Annotated in this window: 15 protein-coding genes; 10 read left to right on the forward strand and 5 right to left on the reverse strand. The window is 65.8% G+C overall.

Annotated elements, in window-relative coordinates; genetic code table 11:
* The first annotated feature begins 31 nt into the window (after positions 1-31).
* Positions 32-1696 (forward strand): aminotransferase class III-fold pyridoxal phosphate-dependent enzyme, encoded by a 1665-nt coding sequence (locus ACNJYB_RS29410; RefSeq protein WP_439370059.1) that lies wholly within the window; start codon positions 32-34, stop codon positions 1694-1696.
* A gap of 305 nt (positions 1697-2001) precedes the next feature.
* On the opposite strand, the gene ACNJYB_RS29415 is transcribed toward ACNJYB_RS29410, so the two are convergent.
* The 3 genes from ACNJYB_RS29415 to ACNJYB_RS29425 form a co-directional block, all read right to left on the reverse strand.
* Positions 2002-2661 (reverse strand): hypothetical protein, encoded by a 660-nt coding sequence (locus tag ACNJYB_RS29415; protein WP_439370060.1) that lies wholly within the window; start codon positions 2659-2661, stop codon positions 2002-2004.
* Between the two features lie 236 nt (positions 2662-2897).
* Positions 2898-3587, reverse strand: coding sequence for a methyltransferase domain-containing protein (locus ACNJYB_RS29420; protein WP_439370061.1), 690 nt, complete (start codon positions 3585-3587; stop codon positions 2898-2900).
* A 33-nt stretch (positions 3588-3620) separates the two neighbouring features.
* Positions 3621-4673 (reverse strand): glycosyltransferase family 4 protein, encoded by a 1053-nt coding sequence (locus ACNJYB_RS29425; protein ID WP_439370062.1) that lies wholly within the window; start codon positions 4671-4673, stop codon positions 3621-3623.
* Between the two features lie 272 nt (positions 4674-4945).
* On the opposite strand from ACNJYB_RS29425, the gene ACNJYB_RS29430 reads away from it, so the two are divergent.
* Positions 4946-5662 carry a L,D-transpeptidase gene (locus ACNJYB_RS29430; RefSeq protein WP_439370063.1) on the forward strand — a complete coding sequence of 239 codons (717 nt, stop codon included), beginning with the start codon at positions 4946-4948 and terminating at the stop codon, positions 5660-5662.
* Positions 5663-5776: 114 nt separating this feature from the next.
* Positions 5777-6193, forward strand: coding sequence for a c-type cytochrome (locus ACNJYB_RS29435; protein ID WP_439370064.1), 417 nt, complete (start codon positions 5777-5779; stop codon positions 6191-6193).
* A 214-nt stretch (positions 6194-6407) separates the two neighbouring features.
* Here the strand turns inward: ACNJYB_RS29435 and ACNJYB_RS29440 are convergent, their stop codons facing one another.
* Together ACNJYB_RS29440 and ACNJYB_RS29445 are read right to left on the reverse strand one after the other, a co-directional pair.
* Positions 6408-6677: a hypothetical protein gene (locus tag ACNJYB_RS29440; RefSeq protein WP_439370065.1), complete on the reverse strand. Its 270-nt coding sequence runs from the start codon at positions 6675-6677 to the stop codon at positions 6408-6410.
* Complete coding sequence (locus tag ACNJYB_RS29445; RefSeq protein ID WP_439370066.1) at positions 6670-7464, reverse strand: DUF899 domain-containing protein; 795 nt, start codon at positions 7462-7464, stop codon at positions 6670-6672. Before ACNJYB_RS29445 ends, ACNJYB_RS29440 begins: the two co-directional genes overlap by 8 nt.
* Positions 7465-7551: 87 nt before the next feature.
* Between ACNJYB_RS29445 and ACNJYB_RS29450 the strand changes: the two genes are divergently transcribed.
* The 7 genes from ACNJYB_RS29450 to ACNJYB_RS29480 all read left to right on the forward strand — a co-directional run bounded on the left by ACNJYB_RS29450 (position 7552) and on the right by ACNJYB_RS29480 (position 16008).
* The gene (locus tag ACNJYB_RS29450) at positions 7552-8772 is read left to right on the forward strand and encodes a helix-turn-helix domain-containing protein (RefSeq protein ID WP_439370067.1); all 1221 of its coding nucleotides are present in this window, start codon (positions 7552-7554) and stop codon (positions 8770-8772) included.
* Between the two features lie 28 nt (positions 8773-8800).
* Positions 8801-9439: a Vgb family protein gene (locus ACNJYB_RS29455; RefSeq protein ID WP_439370068.1), complete on the forward strand. Its 639-nt coding sequence runs from the start codon at positions 8801-8803 to the stop codon at positions 9437-9439.
* Between the two features lie 128 nt (positions 9440-9567).
* A complete protein-coding gene (locus ACNJYB_RS29460; RefSeq protein WP_439370069.1) occupies positions 9568-11136 on the forward strand; it encodes a DUF4403 family protein in 1569 nt (522 codons plus the stop codon).
* A 314-nt stretch (positions 11137-11450) separates the two neighbouring features.
* Complete coding sequence (locus tag ACNJYB_RS29465) at positions 11451-12560, forward strand: ABC transporter ATP-binding protein (protein WP_439375675.1); 1110 nt, start codon at positions 11451-11453, stop codon at positions 12558-12560.
* Between the two features lie 56 nt (positions 12561-12616).
* Complete coding sequence (locus ACNJYB_RS29470; RefSeq protein WP_439370070.1) at positions 12617-13675, forward strand: ABC transporter substrate-binding protein; 1059 nt, start codon at positions 12617-12619, stop codon at positions 13673-13675.
* A 255-nt stretch (positions 13676-13930) separates the two neighbouring features.
* Positions 13931-15181, forward strand: a complete 1251-nt coding sequence (locus tag ACNJYB_RS29475) for an ABC transporter permease (RefSeq protein ID WP_439370071.1) — start codon at positions 13931-13933, stop codon at positions 15179-15181.
* The gene (locus ACNJYB_RS29480; RefSeq protein ID WP_439370072.1) at positions 15178-16008 is read left to right on the forward strand and encodes an ABC transporter permease; all 831 of its coding nucleotides are present in this window, start codon (positions 15178-15180) and stop codon (positions 16006-16008) included. Before ACNJYB_RS29475 ends, ACNJYB_RS29480 begins: the two co-directional genes overlap by 4 nt.
* The last annotated feature ends 155 nt before the right edge of the window (positions 16009-16163 follow it).

The following is a 16163-nucleotide window of genomic DNA, read 5'->3' on the forward strand; positions in this document are numbered from 1 at the left end:
CTGTCAGCTCGCAGTATTAGCGCTTGTTGTCATGGAAACGACACTCCCGATTCTCTCGATGTCCGTGGCCGCCGCAGCGTCTGCTGCCGCCGTCCTCCCGAAGATCAAGGCGCGGGTCGAGTTGTCCCGCGCCAAGCACCGCTCGCTCGCCGGGCACTCCAAGATGTCGCGCCGTGTGGCGCGGCTGCTCCCGTTCTACGAGTTTAGCGGTGATCAGTATTTCGGCTGCGACGGCGCGCCGGGGAACGTGGTGAAGCAGCGCAAGGAAGCCTTCTTCCGCCTCGCAGCTCTCTACGCCGAGCGCTACCCCAAGGGCCGCGCGATGACGAAGGAAGCGGCGGAGACGATCTCCGACCTCAACTTCACCGAGAGCTACCGCGTGCCGTTCCAGTTCTCGCGACTCGTCCGCGAGCATCTGGGCACCTCGACCTTCATGGAATCGTCCAGCGGCGTCACCGTCACCGATGTCGATGGCAACGCCTCCTACGACCTCACGGGGTCCTACGGCGTCAACATCTTCGGCAACGACTTCTACAAGGAATGCATCGAGGGCTCCGAGAAGCGCGCGCATGCGCTGGGTCCGGTGCTCGGCCCCTATCACCCCGTCATTCTCGAGAACGTGCAGCGGCTCTGCCAGATCTCGGGCCTCGACGAGGTCTCGTTCCACATGTCCGGCACCGAAGCCGTGATGCAGGCGGTGCGGCTGGCGCGCTATCACACCAGGCGCACGCATCTCGTCCGTTTCGCCGGCGCCTATCACGGCTGGTGGGGCGACGTGCAGCCCGGCGCCGGCAATCCGATTCCCGCGCACGAGACCTACACCCTCGCCGAGATGTCGGAGAAGACGCTGCATGTGCTGAAGACGCGCAAGGACATCGCCTGCGTGCTGGTCAATCCGCTGCAGGGCCTGCATCCGAACGCCAACGCGCCCGGCGATTCCTCGCTGGTCGATTCCTCCCGCGGCGGCAACTTTGACCGCGACGCCTACACGGAATGGCTGAAGAAACTGCGCGAGGTCTGCGACCAGCGCGGCATCGTGCTGATCTTCGACGAGGTCTTCGTCGGCTTCCGCCTCGCGGCCGGCGGCGCCCAGGAATATTTCGGCGTCAAGGCCGACATGGTGACCTACGGCAAGAGCCTCGCCGGCGGCCTGCCGGTCGGCGTGGTCTGCGGCAGGAAGGATTTGATGCGCCGCTTCCGCGACGATCATCCCGCCGACATCTGCTTCGCCCGCGGCACTTTCAACTCGCATCCCTACGTCATGACGGCGATGGACGAGTTCCTGAGCCGGCTCGCCAGCCCGAACTTCCGCGCTGTCTATGACGGGCTGGAGGAAACCTGGAACGGCCGCGTCAGGAAACTCAACGAGATGATGGAGGCCGCCGACCTGCCGGTGCGGTTCGCCAACCTCTCGTCGATCTGGACGGTGAAATACACCACGCCCTCCCGCTACAACTGGATGCTGCAATATTACCTGCGCGCCGAAGGCCTGGCGCTGAGCTGGGTCGGCACGGGACGGCTGATCTTCAGCCTGAACTACACCGACGCCGACTTCGCCGAGGTCGCGGAACGCTTCGTCCGCGCCGCCGGGAAGATGAAGGCCGACGGCTTCTGGTGGCACGACGGCGTGCTGACCAACAAGCAGATCAAGCGGCAGATCTTGAAGGAGATGCTGACCAAGCGCTTTGGGCGCTGAGGCTTTCTCACACTTGGCCCCGATCACCGCTCGCCCTTCTCGCTCGCCCCGCTTGCGGGGAGAGGGTCGGGGTGAGGGGGACTCTCCGCACACACGGTGAGAGTTACTGGACACCCCGTTAGCAACGCCCCCGCGGAGAGCCCCCCTCACCCGAATTCGCGCTGCGCGCAAATTCGACCTCTCCCCGCACGCCGGGAGAGGTGAACGAGGCGCCGCGTTCGCAACCCCCAAGACGTGGATGCCCGGGACAAGCCCGGGCATGACGTAACCATCAGACATCGGAGTGTCGTGTGAGGCCAGCGCGCTCAGGCGTGCTGCTCTTCGAGGACGGGCTCGCTGATGAGGCCCAGCGTGTGCTCGGGGTTGAGGTGCAGGCCGGGGTCCATCAGCTCGCCGCGCATCAAAGCGAGCGGAGCGCCGCGATAAAGCATCAGGTCGTGGAACGGATCGGTCAGGATCTTGGTCATCCAGACGAGGCCAGTCTCGACGTCGCGGATGAAGAACAGGTGCACGGTGCGGAACAGAAGACCGCCGCCGCCGACCACGAGCCAGATCTTGGCGACCTGACGCATGAAGTCGGTCGCGCCGGCCCAGGGCGTGAACAGGCCGAACAGCGTGGGATCGACGACCAGCACCAGCGGCGACAGCGCCCAGATCGCCATCAGCACCACCTTGCGCTGCAGGTTGTAGCCGACCTTGATCTCTTCCTTGTACTCGTGCGTGGCCTGGTTGATGTGGTCGTAGGTGTGCGGCTCGAAGAAGAAGTGACCGGCCTGGCGCGAGGTCATCGAGACCAGCCAGCCGACCAGCGCGGAGACCACGGGATCGATGAACAGCCAGACATACGCGAAGAGGAAGCTCAGCGCGCTGACGAAGTGCAGGCTCTGATTGATGCGGCTGTGGTGATAGTAGCGATGGTCGTCCCAGCGCTGGATCCGCAGGTGCTCGAGGTAATTCTTGATCATGCTCTCCCCCAAAATGCTTTCGGGTTCAGGATTTACAGGGATTCGATGTAGGCCGTGTGACATCATCATTTTGTCATGTGACGATGTGCAGCGGCGCGATGACGCACGCATTACTCCAGCTCCTCATCCTGAGGAGCGCGGAACGCGCGTCTCGAAGGATGAAGGCCGAGGTGCAACGGCACGGGCCTTCATGGTTCGAGACGGCGCTTGCGCGCCTCCTCACCGAGGGGCGACAGTCAGGCCGCCTTGGCGATGTCGACCTTGCGGAAGCGCACCAGCGAGAAGTGTCCCAGCGGCGGGATCAGGCGGCGCTCGGCGAGCTCGATGCCGCTCGCACCGGCCAGCCACTTGGCATAGCGCGACCAGGCGAACTCGGCGGTGCGGAAGCCGAGCGGACGCACCACCGGCTGCAGCTTCTGCTCGATGAAGCGGCGCATGCCGGCATCCGCACTGACGCGGGTCAGGATGATCAGCTCGCCGCCCGGACGCAGCACGCGGGCGAATTCGTCGAGCGCCTTCTCCGGGTTCGGCACGGCGGTGACGACGTACTGCGCCATCACCACGTCGAACGAATTGTCGGGGAATTCGAGCTTCTCGGCGTCCATCACGGCGAGGCCCTCGACGTTCTGCAGCTTGCCCTCGGCGACGCGCTGGCGCGCCTTGTCGAGCATCGCTTCCGAAATGTCGGTGCCGAAGATGCGCAGGTGCGGCGCATAGAGCGGCAGCGAGATGCCGGTGCCGACGCCGACCTCGAGCACGCGGCCGCCGATCTTGTTGGTGGCCGCGATCGCCGCCGCCCGGCCCTTGGCGAACACGCCGCCGAACACGAGATCGTAGACCGGCGCCCAGCGATCATAGGCCTGCTCGACCGTGCCGCGGGTGAGGTCGAGCTGCTGGGTGCCGTCAAGGTTCATGATCTTGGCCATCGATGAGGTTCTCGCTGTGGGTCCAATGAAAGGTCAACCGCGCACCGGCCGGCGCGCCATGCGAGGCGAGGCGCGCAGGACGCGGCTGGGCTGAAGTGAGGTGAGATTGCCGACGAACTGCCGCGCGCTGTTTTCCCAGGAACGCTCCAGCGCGAAGTTGCGGCAGGTCTCGCGCGACATGGTGAGTGCCCGCAGGCACGCAGTACGCAAATCGTGGTCGATCGCGCCGATCGGGTGATCGGCGATGACGTCCTTCGGGCCCGTGACCGGAAACGCCGCAACCGGCGTGCCGCAGGCGAGCGCCTCGAGCTGCACCACGCCAAAGGTGTCGGTCAGACTCGGAAACACGAACACGTCCGCGGCGGCGAGATGCGCAGTGAGATCCGCGCCCTTCTTCTCACCGAGGAACACGGCATCAGGATACTTCCTCTCCAGCGCCGCCCTCTGCGGGCCGTCGCCGACAACGACCTTCGTCCCGGGCAGGTCGAGCGAGAGGAACGCTTCGATATTCTTCTCCACCGCGACGCGGCCCATGGTCATGAAGATCGGGCCCGGCAGATCGAGCCTGGCCGGCGCGTCGGGATGGAACAGCTCGGTGTTGACGCCGCGCGTCCAGAAGCCGAGCCGCTTGAAGCCCCGCTCGGACAGTTCCTGCCGCAGCGAGGGCGTCGCCACCATGGTCATGGCGGCAGCATCGTGGAAGTGGCGCAGCACGGCATAGCCGACGGCATCAGGGATGCCGGTCCGCACCGAGACGTATTCCGGAAAACGCGTCGTGTACGAGGTGGTGAAGGCAAGGCCGTTGCGGCGGCAATAGGCCCGTGCGGCCCAGCCGATCGGGCCTTCGGTCGCTATGTGCAGCGCTTCCGGCGCGCACGTCTCGATCCGCCGCGCAAGCTCTTTGCGGCTCGGCAGCGCGAAGCGCAGGCCGGGATAGGTCGGCAGCGGCCAGGACGGAAAGCCGTCCGGCGTCAGGAAGTCGATCTCGACATCGAGGGCCTTGGCCGCATTCGCAAGCGAGGTCAGGGTGCGGACCACACCGTTGACCTGCGGATGCCAGGCGTCAGTCGCGATTAATACCCGCATGGGGAAATCCCGAGAGTTTGATGATTCTCGGCTTTCGACCATCAACCACGGATATTTCAGGCGTGTGACGTCATGGAAGTGTCGGCCCGCTGTTTTGTTCGTTAACGGAGCCCTGCAGCCACGAAACTGTCATGAAACAATCCTTGCAGCGATGAAACCGTTTTCGCTTTTCCGCGCAAACGTCCCGAAACTTGTTTCCCTTAGTGATTTACGCAACGGAGCACCGCAACGGTGCCGGGGTGACCAAACACCCGCGCAAACAGGGGCGACCAATGTTCAATCTGGACACGTTCAAGACGTATTCGCGCGCCGTTGCCTTCGGCGCAGTCGCGATCTCGACAATCGCGTTCTCCGGTCCGGCCAAGGCCGCGCCGGTGCAGCTCTTCCCCTTCTTCCAGCCGCTGCCGCCGATGGCCGCACCGCAGCCGATCCAGCCCTATCAGCCCTACCAGGCGGCGCCCTCTCGGGTCGCACCGTCGGAAGATCAGGACACCGTCGAGATGCCGGCCCGCTTCCGCCGCCAGACGGTTTCCTACGCAACGCGCGAGGCGCCGGGCACCATCATCATCGATACGCCCAACACCTATCTCTATTACGTACTCGGCAACGGCCAGGCGGTGCGCTACGGCATCGGCGTCGGCCGCGACGGCTTCACCTGGTCCGGCATCCAGTCGGTGAGCAGGAAGGCCGAGTGGCCGGACTGGACCCCGCCGCCGGAGATGATTGCCCGCCAGCCCTATCTGCCGCGCCACATGGCCGGCGGCCCCGGCAACCCGTTAGGGGCCCGCGCCATGTATCTCGGCGGCACCATCTACCGCATCCACGGCACCAACGCGCCCGAGACCATCGGCAAGCACGTCTCGTCAGGCTGCATCCGCATGACCAATAACGACGTCACCGACCTCTATTCCCGCGTCAACGTCGGCACCAAGGTGATCGTGCTGCCGATGACGGAACGCCGCGCGGACCTCGGCGCGCCGGCGCGCTGACACGTCAGGACATTGTGACGCGAACGGCCCAGGAACCCACCCGGGCCGTTTTCGTTTGCCCTCGACATTCCGTCACGCGCCCGCTGCGGTGGGCGGTCCCCGATGGAGCCGCCGATGCAACCACGCCAGCAGACATCGCCAAGTACATGGCTGCGCGTGATCACCGCCGCCGGAGCGTTGACGCTGCTCCTCTCCGCGCCCTCCTCGCTCGCACAACAGCTGGCGAGCGATGACGCAGCTCAGCAGGCCTTCAACAATGCGTGCCGCACCTGCCACTCCGTGAAGCAAGGCGACAACCGCCTCGGTCCCAACCTCAACAAGATCGTGGGCCGCAAGGCCGGCTCGCTGCCGGACTACAATTATTCGTCGTCGATGAAAGACGCCGGCTTCGTCTGGGACCAGGACAAGCTCATCCACTTCATGGAGAAGCCCGACGAGGTCGTGTCCGGCAACAAGATGCAGCCCTATGGCGGCGTCTCGGCAGAGGAAGCGGGGAAGATCGTTGCGTATCTTCAGGCTGCCTCGCAGTGAAGACGCCGGGGCCGCCTTCGTTTGCGTCGGCGATTGTGGCACATCCTTCGAGACGCCCGCCTGCGGGGGGGCCCTCAGGATGAGGGTGGATTCGCGCCCGCAATATATCCGCAGTCACTTGCATCAAACCACGGCTGCCAGTTAGCCTCATCCTGAAGGAGCGCGCCCTTGCGCGCGTCTCGAAGGACGAGGCGTGCACAACGGCGGAAGTCGCTCATCGGCCCCACCGCTCCGCGATCAACCTCAGCCACGCGGCAGAATGAAACGCGCTCATCAAGAGATACATCGGCACCATGCCGCCGAGCAGGGAGCCCTGCCCGGCGCCGCACAGCATGTCCGCCGGGCCGCCGCCGGGCGCGGCGGTCAGCACGGCCATGACCGCGAAGGTGGGCGTCGCCGCCAGGGCCAGCCATCCGGCGAGGCGGCGCGCGGCCGTCACGCCATCGCGGCTGGCGTCAGCCGTTGCGCTCGCGGGACTAGTCACGGCCTTCCGCGGCCTCCTTGCGAAACGCCTTCTCGCCGGCGTCCGAGATCTCGACCCATTTCTTGTCCGGCGCGGCGCCTTCCTCGTAGCTGTCGTGCCAGTTCCACCATTTGTAGGTCGGCGTCTGCGGATAACCCTGCGGCGAATCCTCCCAGACCTCCTGGCGTCCGAGCGGGGTGATGTCGAGATAGTTCCAGGTGCCGCCCATCTGCTCGTCGCCGCGGCTCTTGACGAAATAGGTGCGAAAGATGCGATCGCCGTCGCGGTAGAACACGTTGGTGCCGTGCCACTCGTCCACCCCGAAATCGGCATCAAAGCTGTCGGTGATGGTGACCCAGGGCATGGTCCAGCCCATCCGCTTCTTCAGCCTGGCGATGTCGGCCTGCGGCGCGCGCGAGGCGAACACCAGCGTGGTGTCGCGGGCGTTCAAATGCGACACATGGGCGACCTGATCGGCCACCATGGAGCAGCCGCGGCAGGCGTGATCGGGCCAGCCGAACACGCCCGGCTCGAAGAAGGCGCGGTAGACGATCAGCTGCCGCCGGCCCTGGAACAGATCAGCGAGACTGACCTTGCCGCCGGGCCCTTCGAACGCATAGGTTTTGGCAACCTCCATCCATGGCATGCGCCGGCGCTCGGCGGCCAGGGCGTCGCGGGCACGAGTATGCGCCTTTTCCTTCACGAGCAGTTGCTGCCGGGCGGCCTCCCAGTCCTGCGGCGACACCACCGGCGGGGCCTGCATGGTGGTCTGTCCGTTGGTTCCGGCCTTTTCTGCTGATGTCGTCATCATGACTCTCCAAAGCTTGACGTCCTGCCGACGATTTCTGGCACCAAGCGGTCGCGCGGTGGGAGTAACAAGTGTGGCGGGATTGACATGGAGTCGCTGATCACGGCCGCTGCGCGGGCGCTGGAGGCCGGCGATCCGCTCGGCGCGCTGAACCGCGTGGCGCTGCGCAACGATGCACCGTCGCTGGCGCTGCGCGGCATCGCGATGGCGCAGCTCGGCGATCTCGCCAAGGCCAAGACGCTGCTGCGCAGCGCTGCGCGCGCCTTCGGTCCGCGCGAGGCTGTGGCGCGGGCAAGATGCGTGGTGGCCGAAGCCGAGATCGCGCTGGTCTCACGCGACCTGGGCTGGCCGGTGAAAACGCTCGCGGCAGCACGCGCGACACTCGAGATGCACGGCGATCTCGCCAATGCGGCCCATGCGGGCCACATCGAAGCGCGCCGTCTTCTTCTCCTCGGGCGGCTCGACGAGGCCGAGCGCACCTTGGCCGCCCTCGGCATCTCCGCACTCCCGCCGGCATCGCAAGTCGTGCGCGAGCTCGTGGTTGCCGGCATCGCGATCAGGCGGCTGAAAACAGGGGATGCCCGCGCGGCGCTCGAGCGGGCAGCCAGGGCAGCGCGGCAAGCAAAAATTGCGGCGCTCATGGCCGAGGTCGACAATGCAAAGCTGGTCCTCGACACGCCGGCGGCGCGCCTGATCGCGCGCGGCGAGGAACACCCGTTACTGCTCGGAGAGGTCGAACGGCTGGCGAGCTCGACGGCGCTGGTCGTGGACACCTTCCATCATGTCGTGCGCAGGCAAGGCGTCGTCGTGTCGCTCGGAACGCGGCCGGTGCTGTTCGCGCTCGCCCGTATTCTGGCGCAGGCATGGCCGGCGGATGTCTCGCGCGAGAGGTTGATTGCCGCTGCGTTTCAGGCAAGACATGTCGATGAGTCGCACCGCGCGCGATTGCGCGTCGAGATCGGGCGACTCCGCACCCAGCTCAAGCCGCTGGCCGATGTCGGCGCGACCAGGCAGGGTTTCGTGCTGGCGCCGCGCAAGACGCGCGATGTCCTCGTGCTGGCGCGCCCCAATGAGGAGAAGCACGCCGCCCTGCTTGCCTTTCTCACCGACGGCGAGCCGTGGTCGAGCTCCGCGCTAGCCCTTGCACTTGGAATCAGTCCGCGCACCGTCCAGCGAGCGCTCGAGGAGCTGGCGCGGTCGAACAAGATCCAGAGCTTCGGGCACGGGCGTGCGCGCCGCTGGATGACCCCGCCGGTCCCGGGTTTCCCGACAGGCTTGTTACTCCCCACGCCGCTCTTGAAGACGTAAGCTGCGTCATCTCACAGGGACCAGGCAAATGAAGCGTTCAGCCGCCGAGATCGTCAGGGAATACGGACCTTTTGACGGGGTCGAAGCCGTGCATGGCGTCACCTATGACGGCACCCATGTCTGGTTCGCATCCGGCGACAAGCTGAACGCGGTCGATCCCGCGAGCGGCAGGATCGCGCGGTCCATCGACGTCGCCGCGCATGCGGGCACGGCATTCGACGGTCGGCACCTGTTCCAGATCGCCGAAGACCGCATCCAGAAGATCGATGCGGCCACCGGCAAGGTGATTTCCACCATCCCCGCGCCCGGAGGCGGAGGCGATTCCGGCCTCGCCTGGGCGGAGGGCTCGCTGTGGGTCGGTCAATATCGCGAGCGGAAGATCCATCAGATCGATCCGGCCACCGGGAAGGTTCTCCGCACCATCGAGAGCAAGCGCTTCGTCACCGGCGTCACCTGGGTCGACGGCGAGCTCTGGCACGGCACCTGGGAAGGCGAGGACAGCGATATCAGGCGCGTCGACCCTGGCACGGGCAAGGTGCTGGAGCAGCTCGACCTGCCCGCAGGCACCATGGTCTCGGGTCTGGAGTCCGACGGCGGCGACCGTTTCTACTGCGGTGGCGGAGATCGCGGCAATGTGAGAGCGGTCCGCCGTCCGAAGCGCGGCTAGGTGCGCGACAGGCGGCAACGGCGCGTTAGCGACCGTTAACCTGTTCGCCCCAATTCCACCCCACCGGTGCGCTCTAGCGGCCTCCTCGCCCGCCCTGTAAAATCCCGCCGGGGCGGCTTGGGGGATTGATGCGACTGACGTTGAATTTGAAGACTATCCTGATCGCCGTCGCGGTGCTCGCGGCGTCGTTCTTCATCAGCCTGAAGGCGATCGACTTGCTGTCGCCGCGCGCGACGAATTCCGCGCCGCCGGTGGCACAACTGCCGCCGCTGCCGCCGGCCTCGAAGAGCTCGATCGTAGTCGCGCCGGTCGCCATCGCGCTGTCGGCGATCCGCGAGCAAGCCGAGAAGGCCGCGCCGCGCAATTTCGCGGGCAAGGCGGACAATCCGATCCCGCAGATCCTTGAGAACGCCGATATCGGCTGGACCGCCGCGCGCGGCCCGATGGCCGCCGCCGGTGACAAGGACGTGCTGACGATCTCGACGCCGCTCACCGGCAAGCTGAACGTGACGGGCTCCTTGTCGGCGAAGGCCACCGGCGCGCTCGGTGACGCGCTCGGCAGCGTCCTCGGCGCTGATGCGGCGAAGCGCATCGGCGCGATCAACATCAAGAATTTGAACGCCAGTGCCGAGATCAAGGGCAACGTCATCGTCACCTCGCGTCCGAAGCTCGCGGCGAACTGGCATCTCGAACCCAATCTCGGCGCCCAGGTCAATCTCGGCGACACCAACCTCAATGTCTCCGGCGCCAAGGTCAACGTGCCGGCGCAGGTGAAGCCGCTGATCGACAAGAACGTCAGCGAGCAGATCAACCTCGTCTCCGAGCGCATCCGCAACGATCCCTCGCTGCGCGACAACGCCAAGCTGCAATGGTCCAAGGCCTGCCGCTCGATCCCACTGCAAGGCTCGGGCGCCTCGGCGGCGCTGCCGCCGCTCTGGCTGGAGATGAAGCCGGTCCGCGCCATCGCGGCGCAGCCGCGGGTGGATGCGCAGGCGGTGACGCTGCTGCTCGGCCTCGAGGCCGAGACGCGCGTGACCTCGACGCAGACCAAGCCGGAGTGCCCGTTCCCCGACAAGATCTCGATCGTGCCGCCGACCGGCACCGGCGTGAGCATCGGCGTGCCGATCGACGTGCCCTTCACCGAGATCAACAAGCTCGTCGCCGCGCAGATGGTCGGCCACACCTATCCCGAGGACGGTTCGGGCCCGGTCGACGTCACCGTCAAGACCGTCGACGTGATCCCGTCGGGCGACCGGCTGCTGATCTCGCTCCTGCTGCGCGCCAAGGAAAAGAAGAGCTGGCTTGGTCTCGGGGCGGAGGCGACCGTCCACATCTGGGGCCGGCCGATGCTCGACCAGGCGCAGCAGACGCTGCGGCTCGCCGACATTCAGCTCGCGGTCGAGTCCGAGGCGGCCTTCGGACTGCTCGGCGCGGCGGCGCGCGCGGTCGTGCCGCAGATGCAGCAGGTGCTGGTGCAGAAGGCGACGCTCGACCTGAAGCCGATCGCCGCCAATGCTCGCGAGAAGATCGCAGCCGCGATCGCCGATTACCAGAAGAGCGAGGACGGCCTCAAGGTCGACGCCAGGATCGACAGCCTGACGCTCGCCGACATTGCCTTCGACTCCAGGACGCTGCGCGTGGTCGCGGAAGCCGGCGGAACGCTCAACGTGTCGGTGACCAAGCTGTCGGGGATGTAGCGCGCCCACCGCAAGGCTATCGCATTTGAGAGCTTCTCCCTGCGGCCATCCTTGGAGACGTCCCCCTTTTTGCGGCCACCTCGGATGAGGACGGAGCGCGCGGCAGCAGTCTCAACGAGCACCGACCCCGATTAGCCTCATGCCGAGGGCGCGTAAGCGCCGTCTCGAAGGACAAGGCGCGCGCAGGCCTCCACCACGAGTCGTATGCGATGCGCTGCCCACTTACCGGGCCGTCCTCGCCGCTTGCGCCGCTGGCATTCTCGCCGCAGGATGCTAGTCTCACGCGGCATTGTAGGGGACAACGCGAGGACAACATGGAAGCCGGCATGGTCACGCCTGCGCCGGCGCTGGTACGCTTTTCCGGCATTCAGAAAACCTACGATGGCGAGCACCTCGTGGTGAAGAACCTCGATCTCGACATCCGGAAGGGCGAGTTCATCACCCTGCTCGGCCCGTCGGGCTCGGGCAAGACGACCACGCTGATGATGCTGGCCGGCTTCGAGGTTCCGACCCATGGCGAGATCTACCTCGGGGACCGGCCGATCAAGAACGTGCCGCCGCACAGGCGCGACATCGGCATGGTGTTCCAGAACTACGCCCTGTTTCCGCACCTGACGATCGCGGAGAACATCGCCTTCCCGCTCTCCGTTCGCAAGATGAGCAAGGCGGAAGCGCAGGAGCGCGTCAGCGCGGCGCTGCGCATGATCAAGATGGAAACAATGGCGCAGCGGCGGCCCGGGCAGCTGTCCGGCGGTCAGCAGCAGCGCGTCGCGCTGGCCCGCGCGCTGGTCTTCAATCCGCAGCTCGTGCTGATGGACGAGCCCCTCGGCGCCCTGGACAAGCGTCTGCGGGAGCAGATGCAGCTGGAGATCAAGCAGCTGCACGAGACGATGGGCATCACCATCGTCTACGTCACCCACGACCAGAGCGAGGCGCTGACCATGTCGGACCGCATCGCCGTCTTCAACGACGGCATCGTGCAGCAGATCGACAGGCCCGATGCGCTGTACGAGCATCCGGTGAACAGTTTCGTTGCCCACTTCATCGGCGAGAACAATGTGCTGGCCGGCACCGTCGAGACCATCGACAAGGACTATTGCCGCGTCGCGCTGGCCGGCGGCGGCGCCGTGACCGCACGGGCGGTCAATGTCTCTGGCGCGGGCGCATTGACCTCGCTGTCGGTGCGGCCGGAGCGTGTCGCCATTGCCCCGGATGGCAGCTCCAGCGAAGGACCGAACCGGCTGCCGGCGAAAGTGCAGAACACCATCTATCTCGGCGATCACGCGCTGGCCGTGCTGGATGTCTCGGGGAATGCCGACTTCATGGTCAAGCTTCAACCGGGAGCGCATCACAGTCTCACACCTGGCGAAGGCGTGTTCGTCACCTTTCGGCCCGAGGATTGCCTGGCCCTCGATCCCGTCTGATCCAGACCTGCATCGATCAACTTCAACGTAACGCACAGGTAGAAGGAACAAGGACCATGCTGAAGCGCAAGATTGGCAAGATCGCTCTGGGTTTCGCCGCGGCACTGGGCGCCGGCGCTGCGCTGGCCACGGTCGCAGAGGCGCGTGACCTCACCGTCGTGTCGTGGGGCGGCGCCTATCAGGATGCCCAGAAGAAGGTCTATTTCGAGCCGTTCAAGAAGGCGTCCGGCGTTGCCATGAACGACGAATCCTGGGACGGCGGCGTCGGCGTGTTGCGCGCCAAGGTGCAGGGAGGCGCCGCAACCTGGGACGTCGTCCAGGTCGAGAGCGACGAACTGGCGGTCGGCTGTGAGGAAGGCCTGTTCGAGAAGCTCGACTATTCCAGGATCGGCGGTGAGGCCGCCTATATCCCGCCGTCGGTCAATCCTTGCGGCGTCGGCGCCATCCTCTACGATTTCGTTCTCGGCTACGACAGGGACAAGCTGAAGGAAGCACCAAGCGGCTGGGCCGACTTCTTCGACACCAAGAAGATTCCCGGCAAGCGCGCGCTGCGTCAGGGCCCGAAGACCACGCTGGAGATCGCGCTGATGGCCGACGGCGTCGCGCCGAAGGACGTCTACAAGGTGCTGGCGACCGACGAGGGCGTCGATCGCGCGTTCAGGAAGCTCGACACCATCAAGGGCGACATCGTGTGGTGGAAGGCCGGCGCCCAGCCGCCGCAATTGCTCGCCTCCGGCGAGGTGGCGATGACCTCGGTCTACAATGGCCGCATCGATACCGCGAACAAGAACGAGAAGAAGAACTTCGGCATGGTGTGGGATGGCGCGCTCTTCACCCTCGACAGCTGGGTCATCCTGAAGGGCAGCCCGAACAAGGATGCGGCCTACAAGTTCCTCGACTTCGCAGGCAAGGCGGAGAACCAGTCCAAACTGTCGGAGAACATTGCCTATGGCACCTCGAACAAGGACGCAGCCGCTCTGCTCGCGCCCGCCGTTCTGAAGGATCTGCCGACGGCGCCCGACAACATCAAGAACGCGGTCGAGATCAACGTGGCCTTCTGGCTCGAGAACATCGATCGCCTGACCGAGCGCTTCAACAAATGGGCCGCGAAATAGCGCGCGACAGCACCGCGGTGCGGCGCAGGCGGAAAGAAAGGTGGCTGATAGCTCCCCGCAGCGCGCCCGCCTGTGGCGGGCCCTCAGGATGAGGTCTGAGTCTGTGGCAGCGACTTTACAGACACTGATGTCGAGGAGCCTCATCCTGAGGAGACCGCGAAGCGGTCGTCTCGAAGGGCGAGGCGCGCGCTCAGGTCGCTATACCATTGCCCGCGCCGAAATGCCGAGGTACGTCCGGTCAAAGAGGTTCGCGCCATGACAATGGCGTCCCTGAGTGAGGCCGAGGTACCGCTCAAGCGCCGATTGAGGCGGGCGGAGCGGATGCGCCAGGTCAAGGCATTGGCGCTGGTCATGCCGCTGCTCGTCTTCCTGCTCTTCACCTTCGCAGGCCCCATCGCCGGCATGCTGTGGCGCGCGGTCGATGACCGCGAGGTGCGCCAGGTCCTGCCGCAAACCATCGCCGCTCTCGCCGACTGGGACGGTAGGGACCTGCCGGATGAAAAGGCCTATGCGGCGCTGGTCAGCGACATCCTGGCGGCGCGCACCGCGGGCACCATTGCGATTGCGGCCAAACGGCTCAATTACGCGCTGAACGGTTTTCGCACGATCCTCACCAGCACGGCGCGCAATCTGAAGTCGGCGCCGGAGCCTGGGACGGCCAAGGAGACGCTGGGCAAGATCAATCCGGCCTGGCGCGAACGCACGACCTGGACGACGATCAAGGACGCCAGCGGCCCGGTGACCGGCTTCTATCTTCTGGCAGCGCTCGACCTGACGCGGAACGCGGACGGCGCGATCGTCGCGGCTCCGCCGGACCAGGCCATCTATCGCGATATTTTCGTCCGCACCTTCCTCATCAGCCTCGGTGTCACGGCCCTCTGCCTGATCCTCGGTTTTCCGGTGGCTTACCTCCTGGCGACGCTGCCGCCGGGCCGGTCGAACCTCTTGATGATCTTCGTACTGCTACCGTTCTGGACGTCGCTTCTGGTCCGCACCTGCGCCTGGATCGTCCTCTTGCAGAGCAAGGGCGTCGTGAACGACAGCCTGCACTGGCTCGGCATCATCGACGAGCCGTTGCGCCTGATCTACAACCGCTTCGGTGTCTGCGTGGCCATGACCCACGTTCTGCTGCCGTTCATGATCCTGCCGCTGTACAGCAGCATGCAGGCGATCTCGCCCGCCTATATGCGCGCCGCGGCCTCGCTCGGTGCCCCGCCTCTCGCCGCCTTCCTGCGCATCTACCTGCCGCAGACGCTGCCCGGCATCGGGGCGGGAAGCCTGCTCGTTTTCATCCTGGCGCTCGGCTACTACATCACACCGGCGCTCGTCGGCGGCGCCGCCGACCAGATGATCAGCTATTTCATCGCGCTCTACACCACCGAGACGGCCAATTGGGGCCTTGCTTCGGCGCTCGGTGCGGTGCTGCTGCTGGCCACCGTTCTGCTTGCCCTCGTCTACGGCAAGCTGGTGCAGGGGCAGCAGGTCACGGGAGGCATGAAGAATTGAGCGACAATTCTTCTCTCCGCACGCCCAGCCAGCGCATCGCCTGGAGCGCGACCATCGTTCTCTCGACGCTGGTGTTCGTCTTCCTGATCGCGCCGATCCTTGCGATCATGCCGCTGTCCTTCAGCTCGGGCTCCTACCTGACCTATCCGCTGCCGGGTCTTTCCTTGCGCTGGTACGACGACTTCTTCACTTCGCCGCGCTGGATCAATTCGCTGAAGAACAGCATGATCATCGGCATCGCCTCGACCCTGCTGTCCATGGTCCTGGGCACGCTGGCCGCGCTGGGGCTCGCGCAGTGGAAGAGCCGGTTCAAGCCGCTCGTGCTGGCTTTCGTGCTGTCGCCGGTCGTCGTGCCCGGCGTCATCACTGCGGTCGGCCTGTATTTCTTCTTCGCGCCGATCGGCCTTACCGGCAGCTATCTCGGCCTGATCCTGGCCCACACCGCGCTGGCGACGCCCTTCGTGGTGATCACGGTCGGCGCGACGCTGCAGAGCTTCGACACCAATCTGGCGCGCGCCGCCGCCTCGCTCGGCGCCTCGCCGCTGCAGGCGTTCCGCCGCGTGATCCTGCCGCTGATCCTTCCGGGCCTCGCCTCGGGCGCGCTGTTCGCCTTCGCGACCAGCTTCGACGAGGTGGTGATCGTGCTGTTCATGGCAGGTCCGGAGCAGCGCACTTTGCCCCGCGAGATGTTCAGCGGCATCCGCGAGAACATCAGCCCGACGATCACGGCAGCGGCGGTGATCCTGACGACCGTGTCGGTCATCCTCCTCGCGACGCTGGAAGCCTTGCGCAGGCGCAACGAACGGCTCAAGGCGGGCGGGGGCTGATGACTTCCCTCTCCCCGCCTGCGGGGAGAGGCGAAGGGAACACCGCCCGCCCCTTCCGATTTTGCATTCCGCTATGCCGCGCGCCGCTTAGCTGCCGCGGCCGATAGCCGCTACAACGGTCCCCGCAAACAACGCCCGAACAACAAAACCCAGGG

It is taken from the genome of Bradyrhizobium sp. SMVTL-02 (genome assembly GCF_051853005.1).
Taxonomy (GTDB): Bacteria; Pseudomonadota; Alphaproteobacteria; order Rhizobiales; family Xanthobacteraceae; genus Bradyrhizobium.

Bases quoted from the DNA above. Each gene is read 5' to 3' on its own strand.
- ACNJYB_RS29470 (WP_439370070.1), top strand. From the start codon at position 12,617: ATGCTGAAGCGCAAGATTGGCAAGATCGCTCTGGGTTTCGCCGCGGCA.
- ACNJYB_RS29410 (WP_439370059.1), top strand. From the start codon at position 32: ATGGAAACGACACTCCCGATTCTCTCGATGTCCGTGGCCGCCGCAGCG.
- ACNJYB_RS29430 (WP_439370063.1), top strand. From the start codon at position 4,946: ATGTTCAATCTGGACACGTTCAAGACGTATTCGCGCGCCGTTGCCTTC.
- ACNJYB_RS29465 (WP_439375675.1), top strand. From the start codon at position 11,451: ATGGAAGCCGGCATGGTCACGCCTGCGCCGGCGCTGGTACGCTTTTCC.
- ACNJYB_RS29450 (WP_439370067.1), top strand. From the start codon at position 7,552: ATGGAGTCGCTGATCACGGCCGCTGCGCGGGCGCTGGAGGCCGGCGAT.
- ACNJYB_RS29475 (WP_439370071.1), top strand. From the start codon at position 13,931: ATGACAATGGCGTCCCTGAGTGAGGCCGAGGTACCGCTCAAGCGCCGA.
- ACNJYB_RS29445 (WP_439370066.1), bottom strand. From the start codon at position 7,464: ATGACGACATCAGCAGAAAAGGCCGGAACCAACGGACAGACCACCATG.
- ACNJYB_RS29425 (WP_439370062.1), bottom strand. From the start codon at position 4,673: ATGCGGGTATTAATCGCGACTGACGCCTGGCATCCGCAGGTCAACGGT.
- ACNJYB_RS29420 (WP_439370061.1), bottom strand. From the start codon at position 3,587: ATGGCCAAGATCATGAACCTTGACGGCACCCAGCAGCTCGACCTCACC.
- ACNJYB_RS29455 (WP_439370068.1), top strand. From the start codon at position 8,801: ATGAAGCGTTCAGCCGCCGAGATCGTCAGGGAATACGGACCTTTTGAC.
- ACNJYB_RS29435 (WP_439370064.1), top strand. From the start codon at position 5,777: ATGCAACCACGCCAGCAGACATCGCCAAGTACATGGCTGCGCGTGATC.
- ACNJYB_RS29460 (WP_439370069.1), top strand. From the start codon at position 9,568: ATGCGACTGACGTTGAATTTGAAGACTATCCTGATCGCCGTCGCGGTG.
- ACNJYB_RS29415 (WP_439370060.1), bottom strand. From the start codon at position 2,661: ATGATCAAGAATTACCTCGAGCACCTGCGGATCCAGCGCTGGGACGAC.